General features: G+C 69.8%; 11 protein-coding genes. All 11 read right to left on the reverse strand.

What is annotated here, in order from left to right; all coding sequences use genetic code 11:
• Position 1: 1 nt before the first annotated feature.
• Positions 2-808, reverse strand: a complete 807-nt coding sequence (locus tag J3P36_RS09770; protein ID WP_210507548.1) for an A24 family peptidase — start codon at positions 806-808, stop codon at positions 2-4.
• Positions 808-2,670: a hypothetical protein gene (locus J3P36_RS09775; protein ID WP_210507550.1), complete on the reverse strand. Its 1,863-nt coding sequence runs from the start codon at positions 2,668-2,670 to the stop codon at positions 808-810. The genes J3P36_RS09770 and J3P36_RS09775 overlap by 1 nt, the downstream gene beginning before the upstream one ends.
• Positions 2,664-3,242 (reverse strand): prepilin-type N-terminal cleavage/methylation domain-containing protein, encoded by a 579-nt coding sequence (locus tag J3P36_RS09780; RefSeq protein ID WP_210507552.1) that lies wholly within the window; start codon positions 3,240-3,242, stop codon positions 2,664-2,666. Before J3P36_RS09780 ends, J3P36_RS09775 begins: the two co-directional genes overlap by 7 nt.
• Positions 3,239-3,649: a hypothetical protein gene (locus J3P36_RS09785; RefSeq protein WP_210507554.1), complete on the reverse strand. Its 411-nt coding sequence runs from the start codon at positions 3,647-3,649 to the stop codon at positions 3,239-3,241. The genes J3P36_RS09780 and J3P36_RS09785 overlap by 4 nt, the downstream gene beginning before the upstream one ends.
• A gap of 92 nt (positions 3,650-3,741) precedes the next feature.
• Positions 3,742-4,185: a type II secretion system protein gene (locus J3P36_RS16595; protein ID WP_210507556.1), complete on the reverse strand. Its 444-nt coding sequence runs from the start codon at positions 4,183-4,185 to the stop codon at positions 3,742-3,744.
• Positions 4,186-4,365: 180 nt separating this feature from the next.
• The gene (locus J3P36_RS09795) at positions 4,366-5,598 is read right to left on the reverse strand and encodes a type II secretion system F family protein (RefSeq protein ID WP_210507558.1); all 1,233 of its coding nucleotides are present in this window, start codon (positions 5,596-5,598) and stop codon (positions 4,366-4,368) included.
• Complete coding sequence (locus J3P36_RS09800) at positions 5,595-6,905, reverse strand: type IV pilus twitching motility protein PilT (protein ID WP_282595140.1); 1,311 nt, start codon at positions 6,903-6,905, stop codon at positions 5,595-5,597. The genes J3P36_RS09795 and J3P36_RS09800 overlap by 4 nt, the downstream gene beginning before the upstream one ends.
• Positions 6,906-6,939: 34 nt before the next feature.
• A complete protein-coding gene (locus tag J3P36_RS09805) occupies positions 6,940-8,598 on the reverse strand; it encodes an ATPase, T2SS/T4P/T4SS family (RefSeq protein ID WP_307807031.1) in 1,659 nt (552 codons plus the stop codon).
• A 425-nt stretch (positions 8,599-9,023) separates the two neighbouring features.
• A complete protein-coding gene (locus tag J3P36_RS09810; RefSeq protein WP_210507562.1) occupies positions 9,024-9,593 on the reverse strand; it encodes a hypothetical protein in 570 nt (189 codons plus the stop codon).
• A gap of 1,002 nt (positions 9,594-10,595) precedes the next feature.
• Entirely contained in the window at positions 10,596-14,462 is a 3,867-nt protein-coding gene (locus J3P36_RS09815) for a DNA-directed RNA polymerase subunit beta' (RefSeq protein ID WP_210507564.1), read from the reverse strand.
• Positions 14,463-14,511: 49 nt separating this feature from the next.
• Entirely contained in the window at positions 14,512-18,000 is a 3,489-nt protein-coding gene (gene rpoB / locus J3P36_RS09820; protein ID WP_210507566.1) for a DNA-directed RNA polymerase subunit beta, read from the reverse strand.
• Positions 18,001-18,097 lie beyond the last annotated feature (97 nt).

The raw sequence follows: 18,097 nt of genomic DNA on the forward strand, positions 1-18,097 counted from the left end.
GTCAGTCCCCCAGTCCGAACAGTCGCAGATAGGCATCCGCGAGCGGCGCGCCCGCGAGGATGCCGAGCCAGGCGCCGCCGAGCAGCCACGGGCCGAAGGGCACCGCGGTGCCGCGCTTCGCCCGGCCGGTGAGCAGCAGCGCGGCGCCGAAGAGGCCGCCGAGCAGGAATCCGCCGATGGCGCCGACGGCGAGCTCGGCCCAGCCCAGCCAGCCGAGGAAGAGCCCCAGAACGCCCGCGAGCTTCACGTCGCCGCCGCCCATGCCGTGCGGCACGGCGAGCGCGAGGGCGAGGTAGACGCCGCCGAGGATCGCGACGCCGGCGCCGGCGCGCAGCAGGGCGCCCGGGTCCCCGGCGAGGAGGGCCGAGGGCACGAGCAGCGCGGCGCCGACCCCGTAGGCGGGCAGCACGATCGCGTTCGGCAGCCGCCGCACGTCGAGATCGATGAGCGCGAGGGCCACGGTGATCGCGGCCAGGTAGAGGAACGCGGCGAGCGCGAGCGCCCCGGCGAGCGTCCAGTCCAGGACGCCGGGCACGAACCGGACCGCGACCACCGCGAAGGCGACGGCGGTGCCGGCCTCGACGAGCGGGTAGCGGACCGGGATGCGCATCCGGCAGGCGCGGCACTTGCCGCCGAGCAGCAGCCACGACAGCACGGGCACGTTGTCCCACGGCGCGATCCGGGCCGAGCAGCCGGGGCAGGAGCTGGGCGGAGAGACGACGGAGAGGCCTCGGGGCACGCGATACACGACCACGTTGAGGAAGGAGCCGAGGAGCGAGCCGAACACCCCGAGCAGCACGGCGGCCATCAGCCCTCCCCGGTCACGTCGAGGCGCGACGTGATCTGCGCCGAGAAGCTGGGCGCGCTCGAGGACGACGAGGTGGCGCCCGGGACGGCGATGTTCGCCTTGGTGATCGCGCTGTTGTTCGGGTACGTCACGAAGCCGCCGTAGATCTGGCCCTTAAAGCCGTTGAGCTGGTTGTTGATCGTCACGGTGCAGGGCGAGTAGAGGAACCAGCGCGCGCCCGTGATCGTGGTCTGGTTGGTGATCGCGATGTTGCCGCCGGCCGCAGTGCACGACGGCGAGTACTGGATAGGGGTCGTGTTCGCGACCGCGCTCCAGGAGACGCCGGGCCCGTCGGAGGGCACGATCCACATGAGGTCGTGCGTGGTGGTCGAGGACGAGGCCACCTTGAAGTTGTTGCCCGCGAGGAACCCGGTGGTGCTGAGGATGGCGAGGTCGCCCTTCACGCTCAGCGTCTCGTTGTTCCACGAGATCGGGCCGGAGCATCCGGTGACGAGCAGCAGCTGCTTGCCGCTCCAGGCGCCCGAGAGGAACGACTTCGCCTGGGCGCACGAGTCGGCGCCGGAGAACGTGCGGACGGTCCAGCCGCTCCACTTCGCGAGCGCCGTCGCGCTGCTCTCGATGCGCGGCAGCTCCTCGCGCACCGGTGCGTTCACCACCGGGAGCGCCCCTGTCGAGGACGGATAGCCGAGCTCGGCGGGCAGGGACACCGCCGGGTTCGGGGCCGGGACGGCGGGCGCGGTGCCGCACGAGGCGAAGCCGTTGCCCGCGGTCCGCTGGCACGAGCCGGCCAGGTTCCCGACCCGCGCCTTGTCGATGCCGATGGCGCCCCACGCCCGGATGCTGCCGCCGACCGTGGTGCCGCTGAGGTTGCTGCCCGCGACGCCCCCGTTCACGACGACCACGTCGTGGCCCACCACCTGCGTGCTGTTGGCGGTGGTCGCCGTGAACCCCGACTGGGAGTAGGCGCTGCCGCCGATCGAGGCGCCGTTCTTGGAGCTGATCGACCCGCCGAGGGCGACTACCGAGCCGCAGACTCCCCACTGGCTCGTGGTGCCGGGGCACGCCTTCGCGCCGGGCGAGTTCTCGAGGACGACGCTGCCGTTGGTGACGAGCGAGCCTTCGATGTGCGACGAGTTCGCGAGTGTCATGGTGCCTCGGCCCGCGGTGAAGATGCTGCCCTTCACATTGACCGAGGAGCTGAACGAGGCGTTGCCGCCGACCCAGATGGTGCCGAGCCCCTCGCAGGTGTTCTCGAAGGAGAGGTCGCCCTGCGCGGTGATGTCGCCCTGGATGTCGAGCTGCGTCTTGCAGTAGATCGTGCCGTTGCTGTACAGATCCGCGTCCGTCTCGCCGGTGGCCGACTCCTCGATGGTCACGTTGTTGCTGAGCGTGAACGAGCCCTCGGAGAAGATCGCCTTGTCGAGGGCGAGCGAGCCGGCGCTGGAGCCCAGGGCGACGGTGGCGACGACGGTGCGCTCGTCGCCGTCCGTGCTGCCGGTGCCCGGGTTCGCGGCCGTGCCGGTCGAGCGGATCTCGGCGGAGACCGGCGTGCCGAGCACGACGGAGCCGCAGGGCATCTGGTTGCCGGCGGCGTTGAAGTAGGTGACGGTCGCGGTGAACGCGGGCGCAGTGGTGGCGCCCAGCGAGCAGACGTAGTTGCCGACCGACAGGTTGGCGTAGACGGCGTCGACGCCGCCGTCCGCCGCCGCGAGCGACTGCACGTTGGCGCGGGCCGACGTGCTGTAGGCGGCGCCGGTGGTGGCGGAGGTGAGCACGGCGAGCGAGACGACCGCGATGACGAGCATCAGCCCCACCACGCCGGCGAGCGCGCTGCCCTCCTCGCCGCGGATCCGCCTCAGCACGGCGTCCCCGCCGTGTTCGAGGGCCGGGATGCGGCCGTGGTGGAGACGCGCACCGGGCGCCCCTCGGTGCCGGCGACGAGGAGCTCGACGGCCAGCTGGCTCGACGCCGCGGTGAACGGCGCGGCGACGCCGGAGGGCAGGGTGGCGCCGCTCGCGAGCAGGGTCCAGCCCGCCGGCTTTGAGGCCGACGGGGCGGCGACGGGACCGGTCACGCTGGTGGCGGTGTAGACGGCGCGGTCGGCGGCGGACCAGAACCAGGCGGCGCAGTGCCAGGTGGTCGTGCCGGCCCCGTCGGTGGACCCCACCCGCGCCCGGAGCACCTGGCCGGCGGAGTCGCGGGTGCCCGCGGTGAAGGACGACGCGTTGCGGATGCCCTGCACGACCGAGCGGGACACGAGCTGCGCCTCGCCCGACGCCGAGGTGCTCGACGCGACGTCGCGCTGCGCGCCGAGGCCGGCGAGGAACACGCCGCCGAGGCCGCCGAGCACGAGCGCGAGCAGCGCCATGTAGACGATCAGCTCGATGAGGGTGAAGCCGCGGTCGTCGCCGCTCTCCCGGCTCGCGGCGCTCATGCGCTGCCCACGTAGACGAGGGTCGAGGCGGTCGCGAGCGTCGCGCCGTCGGCGGTGACCCGCACCGTCACGCGGGCGGTGCCCGGGTAGGTCGGCGGGCACACGACATCGCGGGCCGAGGTGAGGACGACGCCGCGCCCGGTGCGCGACGTCGGCACGGGCGACGCGGCGTAGGCGGTGAGCCCCGCGCAGGTGGCGGTCTGGCCGCGGGCCTCGGCGAGCTGGCGCTCGACCAGCTCGGTGGCGGTGGTGCGGTCGGCGTTGCCCGCCGCGAGGCGGAGCGTGCCGGCGAGCAGCGGAGCGAAGGACAGGGCGAGGAGCGCGAGCATGAACATCGCGACGACGATCTCGATCATGCCGATCCCCGCGTCGTCGGTTCCGGCCTCCGCCGGCAGTGTCTCGCTCACTCCCCCTGCACCTCCCCCGGTGGTGTCGCTGTGGTTCGAGTAGAAGAAGGGGTGGGACGCGGCCCCCTGCCGCATCCCACCCCTGCGTCGGATTACTCCGTGGTGGTCGTGCCGCCCGTGGTGCCGCAACCGACGTCGCGCACGCCCTCGTCGGCGGTGATGGACCACGCGTCCGAGCTGCCCGTGCGGGCACCCGAGATGCAGAAGTTGCTGCCACCCGTGGCGATGGTGATCGTGTTGTCGTCGCTCGCGTTGAAGCCGTACTCGTCCAGAACGGTGGCGGCGTTACCGGTCGCGGTGCCGCTCGGGTTGGCGACGAGGTAGCTGACGTAGGCGACCTTGGCATTGCCGAGGTCCGACTCCACGGCCGAGTCCTTCGCCTGGTCCTGCTGCGTGAGGAAGACCGGGATGGCGATGGCGGCGAGGATGCCGATGATGAGCACGACGACGAGCAGCTCGATGAGCGTGAAGCCCTTCTCGTCCTTGCCGAGCTCGGCCCGCTTGGCCGCGAGAGCGGCGGTGATGTTCTTGATCATGTGATTCCTGTTCTGATCCGGTTCGGATGGACAGGAGGCCCCCCAATCGGTCCCCCAGAACGATGGTGGAGGCTGCGCCCGGCTGGCACAGTCGGCGTAATGGGGGACATAGCACGATTTTCCGCCCCCAGTTGCAGGGACACGCCAGGATTTTGACCCCTACTTCGGGGTACAGAAGCGCTACTTGATGAGCGTGAAGATCTGGAAGATCGGCAGGTACAGCGCGACGATCATGCCGCCGATCACGACGCCGATGACGGCGATCATCAGGGGTTCGATGAGCGAGGTGAGCTGCTCGGTGGTCGTCTGCACCTCGTCGTCGTAGAAGTCGGCGATCTTGCCGAGCATCGTCTCGAGCGCGCCGCTGTCCTCACCGACGGAAATCATCTGGGTCACCATGGCGGGGAACACCGGCTCCTCGGCGAGCGGGCCGGCGAGCGACCGGCCGGAGCGCACCGACTCCTGCACCTTGCGCAGGGCGCGCTCGATCACCCAGTTGCCGGAGGTCTCCCCCACGATGCCGAGCGACTGCAGGATGGGCACGCCGGCGCCCATCATGGTCGACAGGTTGCGGCTGAAGCGCGCGATGGCGACCTTGCCGAACAGGGCGCCGAACACGGGGATCTTGAGCTTCAGCGGATCGACGAACGAGCGCACGCGCTCGGTGTGCTTGTTCCGGCCCCACCACCAGGCGAACGCGACGACGCCGACCGCGAGCACGGGCGCGACCCAGCGCATCGCCTCGGACAGCACGACGAGGATCTGCGTGGGCAGCGGCAGCTGGCCGCCGAGGTTCTCGAACATCGTCTTGAAGACGGGCACGATGAACAGGAGCATGCCGATCACGCCGAGGATCGCCATGATCAGCACGACCACGGGATAGGTGAGCGCCGACTTGATCGTCGCGCGCAGCTTCACCTCGGACTCGTAGTTGCCGGCGACCGACTCGAGCGCGTCCTCGAGGAACCCGCCGGTCTCACCCGCCCGGACGAGATTGATCAGCAGCGGCGGGAACACCTCCGGGTGCATCCCGAACGCCGCCGAGAGGGAGGCGCCCAGCTCGACCTCGTTGCGGACCTGCCCGAGCGTCTCGGCGAGCTTCTCGTTCTCGGTCTGGTCGGCGAGGATCGACAGCGTCCGCAGCAGGGAGAGCCCGGCGGCCACCATCGTCGCCATCTGGCGGCTCATCACCGCGAGGTCCTTGAGCGCCACGCGCTTGCCCATGCCGGGGAGCGTGATCTCCCGCTGCAGGCCCGTGCCGGCCGCGGCCTCCGCGATCGAGACGGGCGAGAGGCCCATGGTCCTCAGCCGCGCGACGACCGCCGACTCGCTCGGCGCATCCAGCTTGCCGCGGTGCACGCGGCCGCCGGCATCGCGCCCGCGGTAGGCGTAGGCCTTGACGGCGGCGCTCACCGCGCCGCCCGGCGTCCGCCGCCCTCGAGGGAGAAGTCGTCGAAGTCGAAGCCGCCCGCGTGCACGGGCTCGGCCCGGTGGATGAGGCGCTTGAGGTTCTCGAGGTCCTGGGCCTTCTCGAGCGCCGCGGCGTGCGTGATGGCGCCGGAGTCGACGAGCGCTGCGAGATTCTGGTCCATCGTGTGCATGCCGAGCTCGCGGCCCGCCTGCATAGCGGAGGGGATCTGGTACGTCTTGCCCTCGCGGATGAGGTTCGCGATGGCGGGCGACGCGAACATCACCTCGGTCGCGACCGCGCGGCCCTTGCCGCTCGCCCTCTTCACGAGCGTCTGGCAGACCACGCCCTGCAGGGTCGCCGCGAGCTGCGCCCGTACCTGGTCCTGCTGATGAGGCGGGAACACGTCGATGATGCGGTCGACGGTCTGGGCGGCACTCTGCGTGTGCAGGGTCGCGAAGACGAGGTGGCCGGTCTCGGCCGCGGTGAGCGCGACCGAGATGGTCTCGAGGTCGCGGAGCTCGCCGATGAGGATGACGTCGGGGTCCTGCCGCAGCACGTGCTTGAGCGCGGCACCGAAGCTGTGGGTGTCGCTGCCCACCTCGCGCTGGTTGACGATCGCCTGCTTATTGGTGTGCAGGAACTCGATCGGGTCCTCCACCGTGACGATGTGGTCGGCGCGCGTGCGGTTGACGAGGTCGATGAGAGCGGCGAGGGTCGTCGACTTGCCGGACCCGGTGGGGCCGGTGACGAGGACGAGCCCGCGCGGCAGGTTCGCGAACCGGCCGATCGTGTCGGGGACGCCGAGCTCCTTCAACTGCCGGATCTCGGTCGGGATGATGCGGAACGCGCCGCCGAGCGCGTCGCGCTGCTGGTAGAAGTTGACGCGGAACCGCGAGTCGGCGTCGAGCGAGTACGCGAAGTCGAGCTCCAGCTCGCGCTCGATCGTCTCCCGCTGGGCGGGCGACAGGATGCTCGTGAGGGCGGCGGTCACCTTCTCCCGGCTCCAGACCTGCGCGCCGGGCACGGGGCGCAGGGAGCCGTCGACGCGGATCATGGGCGCCGCGCCCGCGGTGACGTGCAGGTCGGAGGCGCCGGCGTCGACGACGGCATGCAGGGCCTCGAGCAGCTCGGGGTCGTGCCCGCTCCGCTCCGGCCGGGTGCGGAGGGCGGCGGGCGCCGTCGCGCCGTAGACGGGCGCGACCGCAGGCGCACCGTAGGCAGGCGCAGCAGCGGGCGCCGCGTCCCATGCCGGCTCGGTTGCGCCGGCTCCCGACAGGTCCCAGACCGGTCGCGTGAATCCCTCAGTCATGGCGATCCCCCAATCGCTTGAATCCCTCGGCTGGTCAGGCGACCACGCGGAGGATCTCCTCTACGCTCGTCAGCCCCATCCGGACCTTCGCCCAGCCGTCCTCGCGGAGCGTCGACATGCCCTGCTCGATCGCCGTCTTGCCGATCGTGAGGCTCGACACCCGCTCGACCGCGAGGCGCTCGATCTCCTCGGACACCGGCATCACCTCGTGGATGGCGATGCGGCCGCGGTAGCCGGTGCCCGAGCAGCTGGCGCAGCCGACCGGCCGGTACAGCGGCGGGATGGCCTGGCCCGGGAACAGCCCGAAGCGCAGCGGGACGAGCTTGCCCACGTCGTGGTCGTACGGCTCCTTGCAGCGGTCGCAGAGCCGGCGCGCGAGGCGCTGGGCGACGACGCAGTCGAGCGCGGAACCGACGAGGAACGGCTCGATGCCCATCTCGACGAGGCGGGTGACGGCGCTCGGCGCGTCGTTGGTGTGCAGGGTCGACAGCACGAGGTGACCGGTGAGCGACGCCTCGATCGCGATCTGCGCGGTCTCGTGATCGCGGATCTCGCCGAGCAGCACCACGTCCGGGTCGCTGCGCAGGATGGAGCGCAGCGCGCCGGCGAAGGTGAGGCCCGCCTTCGGGTTCACCTGCACCTGGTTGATGCCGGGCATGAGGTACTCGACCGGGTCCTCGACGGTGATGACGTTGATCTCGGGGCGGGCGACCGCGCGCAGCGTGGTGTAGAGCGTCGTCGACTTGCCCGATCCTGTCGGCCCGGTGACGAGGATCATCCCGTAGGGCTTGCTGTACGACTTCTCGTAGTTCTCGCGGTTGCGGCCGAGGATCTGCAGGTCCTCGATCGTCATGGCGGTGTTCGAGTCGTCGAGGATGCGCATGACGACCTTCTCGCCCCACACGGTGGGGAGCGTCGCGACGCGGAGATCGATCTGGCGGCCCGCGTGGGCGACCGAGATGCGACCGTCCTGCGGGCGGCGCCGCTCGGCGATGTCGATCTCGGCCATGATCTTGAGCCGCGACGTGATGCCGGCCTGGATCGCCTTCGGGGCGCTCTGCATCCGGTGCAGCACCCCGTCGATGCGGTAGCGCACCTGCACGTCGTGCTCGGCGGGCTCGATGTGGATGTCCGACGCGTGGTCCTGGATCGCCTGGCTGATGATCAGGTTGACGAACCGCACGATCGGGGCGTCGTCGTCGGCCTCGGCGACCGGCGCGACGACGACCTCCGGAGCGCTCTGCTCCTCGAGGGCGCTCGTGAGGTCGTTGAGCTCGCCGTCCGCGCGGAGGTGCCGGTCGATGGCGGCGAGCAGATCCTGGCGGACCGCGACGCGCACGTCGATGAGGCGGCCGGTGACGGCGCGCAGGTCGTCGAGAGCGATGAGGTTGCCGGGGTCGACCATGGCGACGGTGAGGCGATCGCCGGTGAGGGCGATGGGCAGGATCTCGTGCCGCCGGCACATGTTCGCCGGGACCAGCGAGACGGCGGCCGCCTCGATCGGGTAGTCGAGCAGGTCGACGGTCGGCAGGTTGGCCCGCATGGCGCGGGCGGTGGCCACCTGGGCCTCGGAGACGGCGCCGCGCGCGATGAGCGCTTCGACTGCTGCGTCCTCGTCGAGGCCCGCTGCGGACTCCAGCGCGTCCGGCGGCACGAGGCCCCGGATCACGAGGATCTCGGTGAGCGTGGCCACACGTCCTCCTGACATGCGGAAGAGGAAGGGTGCGGCGCCCCCCAGCGCCGAACCTTCCGGAGTCCCCCCGACTCCGCTGTCAACGATAGGCGTCGGCGTGTCGCCCGGTAATCCCGCCTTCGGGTGTCGGTACTTTGGGGGACCGGCGTCCGGGTCGGCGGCGTCCTCGTCGAGGGAGGCGGCGGTGCTCGGGTTCCCTTCCGAGGGCTCCTCCGGCTGCTCCTCCGCTCCGGCGGCGGCCGGAGCGGCCGGGACCTTCACGTCCTCCGTGGGCTCCGCAGGCTGCGCGGATGCGGGCGGAGCGGCGTCCGCCGTCGCGTCCGCGCTTCCGGGCACGCCGAGGACCGGCCGGAGCTTCCGCTTGCGCGGAGGCTTCCTGCCGGTCCCGGCGGCCCCCGGATCCTCCGGAAGGGCCGCCGCGGTGCTCATGCGCCGCAGACCTCGCTGACGAGCTCCTCGGCCATGCGCTGGATCTTCGGCTCGATGTAGGAGTCGACGGCGCGGATCACGACGGTGCGCTGCGAGCCGAGGCGGTTCACGGCCGCGTTGAAGAGGGCGTAGTACATGCGGACCAGCTCGATGCGGGCCTCGGCAGCCTTCGCCGGCGTGACGCCGCCGCGGAGAAGGGCGTCGAGCGGGGACTCCGGCTCGCTGTCGTCGAGCAGCTCATCCACCTCGCGGCCGTCGCTGGCCGTGATCCGGACGATGCCCCGGTCGAGCCACACCTTCCACTCGCCGTCGCGCTCGAGCTCCGGGAACCGGGCGGCGGCGTTGCGGAGGAAGTGCTCGATGAGCAGCGACTCGATCGACGTGACGAGGGCGTGCAGCGGGCCGTGCGGCAGCTGGTCGAGACCGAGCTCCTCGGCGTAACGCGGGCACACCGTACAGACGTCGCTGCGCCGGCGCAGGGTGCCGGGCTCCCAGCGGGGCAGCCAGGCGAGCCACTGGGCGACGGAGCGGTCGAGCTCGCGCTCGAAGCGGTAGGGACGCAGCATGTCAGCCCCCGATCCGGACGGAGCGGAGCGGGGCGGGGGAAGCCGAGAGCGCACGCAGGGCGCGGTCGACCACGTTCGGGGTGGTGGTCACGGTGGGTCCGTTGGGGTAAGCGGGGTCGGCGCGATGGGTGGTCACGTCGAGGCCCGGTCGGGTTCCCGGGCTGATCACAAGCTAGTCCCCGTGGGCGCGCCCCCACCAGGCCGCAAACGGGGGGCATGGCCGGCCGATCGCCCTTCCCCGCCCGGTTCAGCAGGCACCGGTTCAGCAGGCACCGGTTCAGCAGGCACCGGTTCAGCAGGCACCGGTTCGGCAGGCACCGGTTAAGCAGGCACCGGTTCAGCAGGCACGGAGCGGCTCCAGCAGGCACCGCAGGCCCTGTTCCTCCTGCTGAACCGGTTCTGCGCCTGCTGAACCGGCCGGCGGATGGCCGCACCTCACACCTCCGGTGATGGAGAGCGTCGGCTTCAGCAGGCACGGAGGGGCCTCAGCAGGCACAGCAGGCCCGGGTTTGCCTGCTGAACCGGGTCTGTGCCTGCTGAACGTCGTCGGCAGCGGCGACACCGGCCTCTCCGGAGACCCCGATGGTCAGGAGTCCGCGCGGCGACCGGCTCGGACTCACCCGCCCATCTCCCGGCACCCGGCGCGTCATCGCACCCCTTCAGCAGGCACGTAGCGACTTCAGCAGGCACCAAACGTCCTCGGCAGGCATGACAGGCCCGATTCTTCCTGCTGAGCTCCACCCGTGCCTGCTGGAGGGGACGCGGCCGGCTCCGGGACGCCGCGCGCTCCCTCGGGTCGGCCGCTGCAAGGCCTTCCCCTCAGCGAACGACCAGGCGGCCGCCGCACCCGACGTCCCCGTCAACGGCGAAGGCCCCCGCTCCAGAGGGGAGCGGGGGCCTTCGCGGTATGCCCTAGAGGGGCTGGGTTTTGAGACGCGGCGCAAGCATGCGCCGCCCTCAACCCGACCCGGCCGGGACCCATCGGGCCCCGGCGCGGATCGATCAGCTGTAGCTGCCCGGCGAGAAGTCGTCCGAGTTGAAGCTGTCGAAGTCCACGAACGACAGGTCCGACTCGGAGAACACCGACTCGTCCCCGAAGATGCGGTTCGGGTAGCGCTCGGCCTTCGCCTCCTCGGTCGGCTCGACCCGCACGTCGCGGTACTTGGCCAGGCCAGTACCGGCGGGGATGAGCTTTCCGATGATGACGTTCTCCTTGAGACCCATCAGGGAGTCGGACTTGCCCTCCATGGCGGCCTGGGTCAGGACCCGGGTCGTCTCCTGGAAGGACGCGGCCGACAGCCACGACTCGGTCGCGAGGGACGCCTTGGTGATGCCCATGACCTCCTGGCGAGCGGACGCCGGACGCTTGCCCTCGGCCACCGCGGCGCGGTTGACCTCCTGGTAGCGCGACCGGTCGACGAGCTCACCGGGGAGCAGGTCGGTGTCGGCGTGCTCGACGACGGTGACCTTGCGCAGCATCTGCCGCACGATGACCTCGATGTGCTTGTCGTGGATCGGCACACCCTGGGAGCGGTACACGCCCTGGACGCCGTCGACGAGGTGCTGCTGCACGGCGCGCACGCCCTTGACGCGCAGCACCTCCTTCGGGTCGACCGACCCGACGTGCAGCTGCTGGCCCAGCTCGACGTGCTGCCCGTCCTCGACGAGGAGGGTCGCACGCTTGAGGACCGGGTACACGTGGGCCTCGTCGCCGTTGTCCGGCGTGAGGATGATCCGGCGCTGACGGTCGGTGTCCTCGATCGTGATGCGGCCGGCGGCCTCCGCGATCGGGGACGCGCTCTTCGGGGTGCGGGCCTCGAACAGCTCCTGCACGCGGGGCAGACCCTGCGTGATGTCGTCGGCCGACGCCACACCACCGGTGTGGAAGGTGCGCATCGTCAGCTGCGTGCCGGGCTCACCGATCGACTGGGCGGCGATGATGCCGACCGCCTCGCCGATGTCGACGAGGTTGCCGGTCGCGAGGGAGCGGCCGTAGCAGCGGGCGCACACACCGACGGCCGACTCGCAGGTCAGCACCGAGCGCACCTTGATGCTCTCGACACCGGCCTCGAAGAGACGCGCGATGAGGACGTCGCCGACGTCGTCGCCCGCCTCGGCGAGCACCTCGCCGGCCTCGTTCACCACGTCGGTGGCGAGCGTGCGGGCGTAGACGGAGTTCTCGACGTTGGGGTCGAGGACGCCGTTCGCCGCGATCGGCAGCTCGAGGCCCTTGGTCGTGCCGCAGTCGTCCTCGCGGATGATGACATCCTGCGAGACGTCGACGAGACGACGGGTCAGGTAGCCGGAGTCGGCCGTGCGGAGCGCCGTGTCGGCCAGACCCTTGCGGGCACCGTGGGTCGAGATGAAGTACTCGGCCACGGTGAGGCCCTCGCGGTACGAGTGCACGATCGGACGCGGGATGATCTCACCACGCGGGTTCGACACGAGACCGCGCATACCGGCGATCTGACGGACCTGCATCCAGTTACCACGGGCACCGGAACTCACCATGCGGAAGATGTTGTTGTCCGCGGGGAAGTTCTTCTGCATCGCGTCGGCCACCTCGGCGGTCGCCTTGTTCCAGATCTCGATGAGCTCCTGGCGACGCTCGGCGTCGGTCGTGAGACCGCGCTCGTACTGGCCCTGGACCTTCTTCGCCTGCGCCTCGTAGCCCGCGACGATCTCGCCCTTGGTGGGCGGGGTCACGATGTCGGAGAGGGCGACGGTCACACCGGACCGCGTGGCCCAGTAGAAGCCGGCGTCCTTGATCCGGTCGAGGGTCGCGGCGACCTCCACCTTCGGGTAGCGCTCCGCCAGGTCGTTGACCAGCTGCGAGAGCCGGCCCTTGTCGGCGACGGCCTCCACGTAGGGGTAGTTCACCGGCAGCGCCTCGTTGAAGAGGGCGCGGCCGAGGGTCGTGGAGAGCAGGTACGGCTGGCCCTCGACGAAGCCCTCGGGCTCGGTGCCCTCGGCGAAGTGCAGCCCCTCGAGGCGGATCTTCACCTGGGCGTTGAGGTCGAGCGTGCCCTGGTCCTTCGCGAGGATCGCCTCGGCGACGGACGCGAACGCGCGGCCCTCACCGGCGACACCCTCCTTGACCGTGGTCAGGTGGTGCAGACCGATGATCATGTCCTGGCTGGGCAGGGTCACCGGACGGCCGTCCGACGGCTTGAGGATGTTGTTGCTCGCGAGCATCAGGATGCGCGCCTCGGCCTGGGCCTCGACGGACAGCGGCAGGTGGACGGCCATCTGGTCACCGTCGAAGTCCGCGTTGAACGCGGCGCAGACGAGCGGGTGCAGCTGGATCGCCTTGCCCTCGACGAGCTGCGGCTCGAACGCCTGGATGCCGAGACGGTGCAGGGTGGGCGCACGGTTCAGCAGCACGGGGCGCTCGCGGATGATCTCCTCGAGCACGTCCCAGACCTGCGGACGCGAACGCTCGACCATGCGCTTCGCGGCCTTGATGTTCTGCGCGTGGCTGAGGTCGATGAGGCGCTTGATGACGAACGGCTTGAACAGCTCCAGCGCCATCTGCTTGGGCAGACCGCACTGGTGCAGCTTCAGCTGCGGGCCGACGACGATGACCGAACGGCCGGAGTAGTCGACGCGCTTGCCGAGCAGGTTCTGGCGGAAGCGACCCTGCTTGCCCTTCAGCATGTCGCTGAGGGACTTGAGGGCGCGGTTGCCGGTGCCGGTGACGGGGCGACCGCGGCGGCCGTTGTCGAACAGGGCGTCGACGGCCTCCTGCAGCATCCGCTTCTCGTTGTTCACGATGATCTCGGGGGCACCGAGGTCGAGCAGACGGCGCAGACGGTTGTTGCGGTTGATCACGCGACGGTAGAGGTCGTTGAGGTCCGACGTCGCGAAGCGGCCGCCGTCGAGCTGCACCATCGGGCGCAGCTCCGGCGGGATCACCGGGACGACGTCGAGCACCATCGCGGCCGGCGAGTTGCCGGTGGCGAGGAAGGAGCTGACGACGCGGAGGCGCTTGATCGCGCGGATCTTCTTCTGGCCCTTGCCCTCGGAGATCTGCAGGCGCAGGTCCTCCGCCTCGGCGGCCAGGTCGAACGCCTCAAGGCGCTTCTTGATCGCCTCGGCGCCCATGAAGGCGTCGAAGTAGATGCCGAAGCGGTCCTGCAGCTCGTGGAAGACGGAGTCCTCGGGCTTGAGGTCGCCGACCTTGAGGTTCTTGAACTCGTCCCAGACGCGCTCGAGGTGGGTGATCTGGTCGTCGAACGACTTCCGGATCTGGCCCATCTCCTTCTCGGCGCCGTCCTTCGTGCGGCGCTTCTGGTCGCTCTTCGCGCCCTCCTCCTCGAGCGCGGCGAGGTCCGTCTCGAGGCGCTTGAGGCGCTCGTTGATGCGGGCGTCGCGCTGGTCGGACAGCGACTTGATCTCGAGGCGGAGCTCGTTCTCGAGGTCGGGCATGTCGGCGTGACGACCCTCGTCGTCGACGTCGATGATCATGTACGCCGCGAAGTAGATGACCTTCTCGAGGTCCTTCGGCGCCATGTCGAGGAGGTAGCCGAGCCGGCTCGGGACACCCTTGAAGTACCAGATGTGGGTGACCGGGGCGGCGAGCTCGATGTGGCCCATGCGCTCACGGCGCACGGACGACTTCGTGACCTCGACACCGCACCGCTCGCAGACGATGCCCTTGAAGCGGACGCGCTTGTACTTGCCACAGGCGCACTCCCAGTCCCGGCTGGGACCGAAGATCTGCTCGCCGAAGAGCCCGTCCTTCTCGGGCTTCAGCGTGCGGTAGTTGATGGTCTCGGGCTTCTTGACCTCACCGTGCGACCAGCGGCGGATGTCGTCGGCCGTGGCGAGGCCGATGCGCAGCTCATCGAAAGTGGTTACGTCGAGCAATTTCTCTTCTTTCCTGCTTGTCAGCTAAACCGTTGAGAGGCTGCGCGGATCAGATGTCGTCGATCGAGGACGACTCGAAGCGCGAGGAGATGTTGATGCCGAGCTCCTCGGCGGCACGGAAGACCTCGTCGTCCGTGTCGCGGAGGCTGACCGCGGTGCCGTCGGCCGAGAGGACCTCGACGTTCAGGCAGAGCGACTGCATCTCCTTGATGAGCACCTTGAAGCTCTCGGGGATTCCCGGCTCCTGGATGTTCTCGCCCTTGACGATGGCCTCGTACACCTTGACGCGACCGAGGATGTCGTCGGACTTGATCGTGAGGAGCTCCTGGAGGGCGTACGCGGCACCGTAGGCCTCGAGCGCCCACACCTCCATCTCACCGAAGCGCTGGCCGCCGAACTGCGCCTTACCACCGAGCGGCTGCTGGGTGATCATCGAGTACGGGCCGGTGCTGCGGGCGTGGATCTTGTCGTCCACCAGGTGGTGCAGCTTCAGGATGTACATGTAGCCGACCGAGACGGGGTCCGGGAACGGCTCGCCGGAGCGGCCGTCGAACAGACGCGTCTTGCCTGAGGAGCCGATCAGGCGCTCGCCGTCGCGGTTGAGCGTCGTCGAGTCGAGCAGACCCGCGATCTCCTCCTCGAAGGCGCCGTCGAACACCGGGGTCGCGACCTTCGTGCCGGGGGCTGCGCTGCGCGCGGCCTCGGGCAGGCGGTTCGCCCACTCGGGATTGCCCTCGACGTTCCAGCCCTGCTTGGCGGCCCACCCGAGGTGGGTCTCCAGCACCTGGCCGAAGTTCATGCGGCCCGGGATGCCCATCGGGTTGAGGATGATGTCGACCGGAGTGCCGTCCGCGAGGAACGGCATGTCCTCGACGGGCAGGATCTTCGCGATGACGCCCTTGTTGCCGTGACGGCCGGCGAGCTTGTCGCCCTCGGTGATCTTGCGCTTCTGGGCGATGTAGACCACGACGCGCTGGTTGACACCGGAGCCGAGCTCGTCGTCGTTCTCCGCGGAGAACTCCTTGACGGCGATGATCGTGCCCTCTTCACCGTGCGGAACCTTGAGCGAGGTGTCGCGCACCTCGCGGCTCTTCTCGTTGAAGATCGCGCGGAGCAGGCGCTCCTCGGCGGAGAGCTCGGTCTCGCCCTTCGGCGTGACCTTGCCGACGAGGATGTCGCCGGGGCGGACCTCGGCGCCGATGCGGATGATGCCGCGCTCGTCGAGGTCGGCGAGCAGCTCGGGGCTCACGTTGGGGAGGTCACGGGTGATCTCCTCCTTGCCGAGCTTGGTGTCGCGGGCGTCGACCTCGTACTCCTCGATGTGGATCGAGGAGAGGACGTCGTCCTTCACCAGGTTCTGGCTGAGGATGATCGCGTCCTCGAAGTTGTGGCCCTCCCACGGCATGAACGCCACGAGGAGGTTCTTGCCGAGCGCGAGCTCGCCGTTCTCCGTCGCGGGGCCGTCCGCCAGGACCTGGCCGACCTCCACGCGCTCGCCGGCGTCGACGATCACGCGGTGGTTGTACGAGGTGCCCTGGTTGGAGCGGTCGAACTTGCGCAGGTAGTAGCTCTGCGTGCCGCCCTCGTCGAGCTGGATGGTGACGACGTCGGCCGAGACCTCGGCGACCACACCGGCCTTCTCGGCGGTGACCACGTCACCGGCGTCGATGGCCGCGTAGCCCTCCATACCGGTGCCGACGACCGGCGACTCGGAGCGGAGCAGCGGAACGGCCTGGCGCTGCATGTTCGCACCCATGAGGGCGCGGTTCGCGTCGTCGTGCTCGAGGAACGGGATGAGCGAGGTCGCGACCGACACCATCTGGCGCGGGGAGACGTCCATGTAGTGGACGCGCTGCGCGTCGACGAGCTCGACCTCGCCGCCCTTCGGGCGGACCAGGACCTGCTCCTCGGCGAAGCTGCCGTCCGCGTTGAGCGGGGCGTTCGCCTGGGCGACGAGGAACTCGTCCTCCTCGCTCGCGGTGAGGTAGTCGATCTGGTCGGTGACCACACCGTTCACGACCTTGCGGTACGGCGTCTCGATGAAGCCGAAGGAGTTGATCCGCGCGAACGAGGCGAGCGAGCCGATCAGGCCGATGTTCGGGCCTTCCGGGGTCTCGATCGGGCACATGCGGCCGTAGTGGCTCGGGTGCACGTCGCGGACCTCGACGCCGGCGCGCTCACGGGACAGACCACCGGGGCCGAGCGCCGACAGGCGGCGCTTGTGGGTGAGGCCCGCGAGCGGGTTGTTCTGGTCCATGAACTGCGACAGCTGCGAGGTGCCGAAGAACTCCTTGATCGCGGCGACGACGGGTCGCACGTTGATCAGGGTCTGCGGCGTGATCGCCTCGATGTCCTGCGTGGTCATGCGCTCGCGGACGACGCGCTCCATGCGGGAGAGACCGGTGCGGACCTGGTTCTGGATGAGCTCGCCGACCGCGCGGATGCGGCGGTTGCCGAAGTGGTCGATGTCGTCCACGTCGAGACGCAGCTCGACCGGCTCGCCGTCGCGCACGCCGTTCAGCGTGCTGCGGTTGTCGTGCAGCGCGACGAGGTACTTGATCGTCGCGATGATGTCGTCGAGCGTCAGGACCGAGTCGGACAGCGGCTTGTCGAGGCCGAGCTTCCGGTTGATCTTGTAGCGGCCGACCTTCGCGAGGTCGTAGCGCTTCGAGTTGAAGTAGAAGTTGTCGAGGAGCGCGCGAGCGGCCTCCGCGGCGACCTGCTCACCCGGGCGGAGCTTCCGGTAGATGTCCTTGAGCGCCTCCTCCTTGGTGAGGATGTTGTCCTTCTCGAGCGTCGCCTCGATGGAGGCGTAGCCCGCGAAGTGCTCGAGGATCTCCTCGCTCGTCAGGCCGAGGGCCTTGAGGAAGACGGTGACCGACTGCTTGCGCTTGCGGTCGATGCGGACGCCGACCTGGTCGCGCTTGTCGATCTCGAACTCGAGCCAGGCGCCGCGGCTCGGGATGACGCGCGCCGAGTAGACGTCCTTGTCGGAGGTCTTCTCCTGCTGGCGCTCGAAGTACACGCCGGGCGAGCGGACGAGCTGGGACACGACGACACGCTCGGTGCCGTTGATGATGAAGGTGCCCTTCTCGGTCATGAGCGGGAAGTCGCCCATGAAGACCGTCTGGGTCTTGATCTCACCGGTCTGGTGGTTCATGAACTCGGCCTCGACGTACAGCGGGGCGGCGTACGTCTTGCCGCGCTCCTTGCACTCCTCGAGCGAGTACTTCTTCTCCTCCAGGAACGGGTTCGTGAAGGACAGCTGCATCGTCTCGGCGAGGTCCTCGATGGGCGAGATCTCCTCGAAGATCTCCTCGAGTCCGCTGCGGCCGTTGAGGTCGGTGCGTCCCTCGGCCTGGGCCGCGGCGACGCGCTCCTTCCACACGTCCGAGCCGACCAGCCAGTCGAAGCTCTCGGTCTGCAGCGCGAGCAGGTCCGGGACGGTCAGGGTGTCGGTGATCTTCGCGAACGAGAGCCGCGATGCGGCGCGGCCGTTCTTGGGAGTGGTGGACGATGCGTTGTGCGCAGCAGCCAAGGAAATAACCTCCGGAGCCCCGAGGCGGGGCCGTGTCACTGTCGGTGTGCCGAGTTGGGGATGGAACGATGGGGACTGGGCTCCCCGAATGGGGTCA

The sequence above is a fragment of the Naasia sp. SYSU D00057 genome (assembly GCF_017916505.1).
Classification (GTDB): domain Bacteria; phylum Actinomycetota; class Actinomycetes; order Actinomycetales; family Microbacteriaceae; genus Naasia.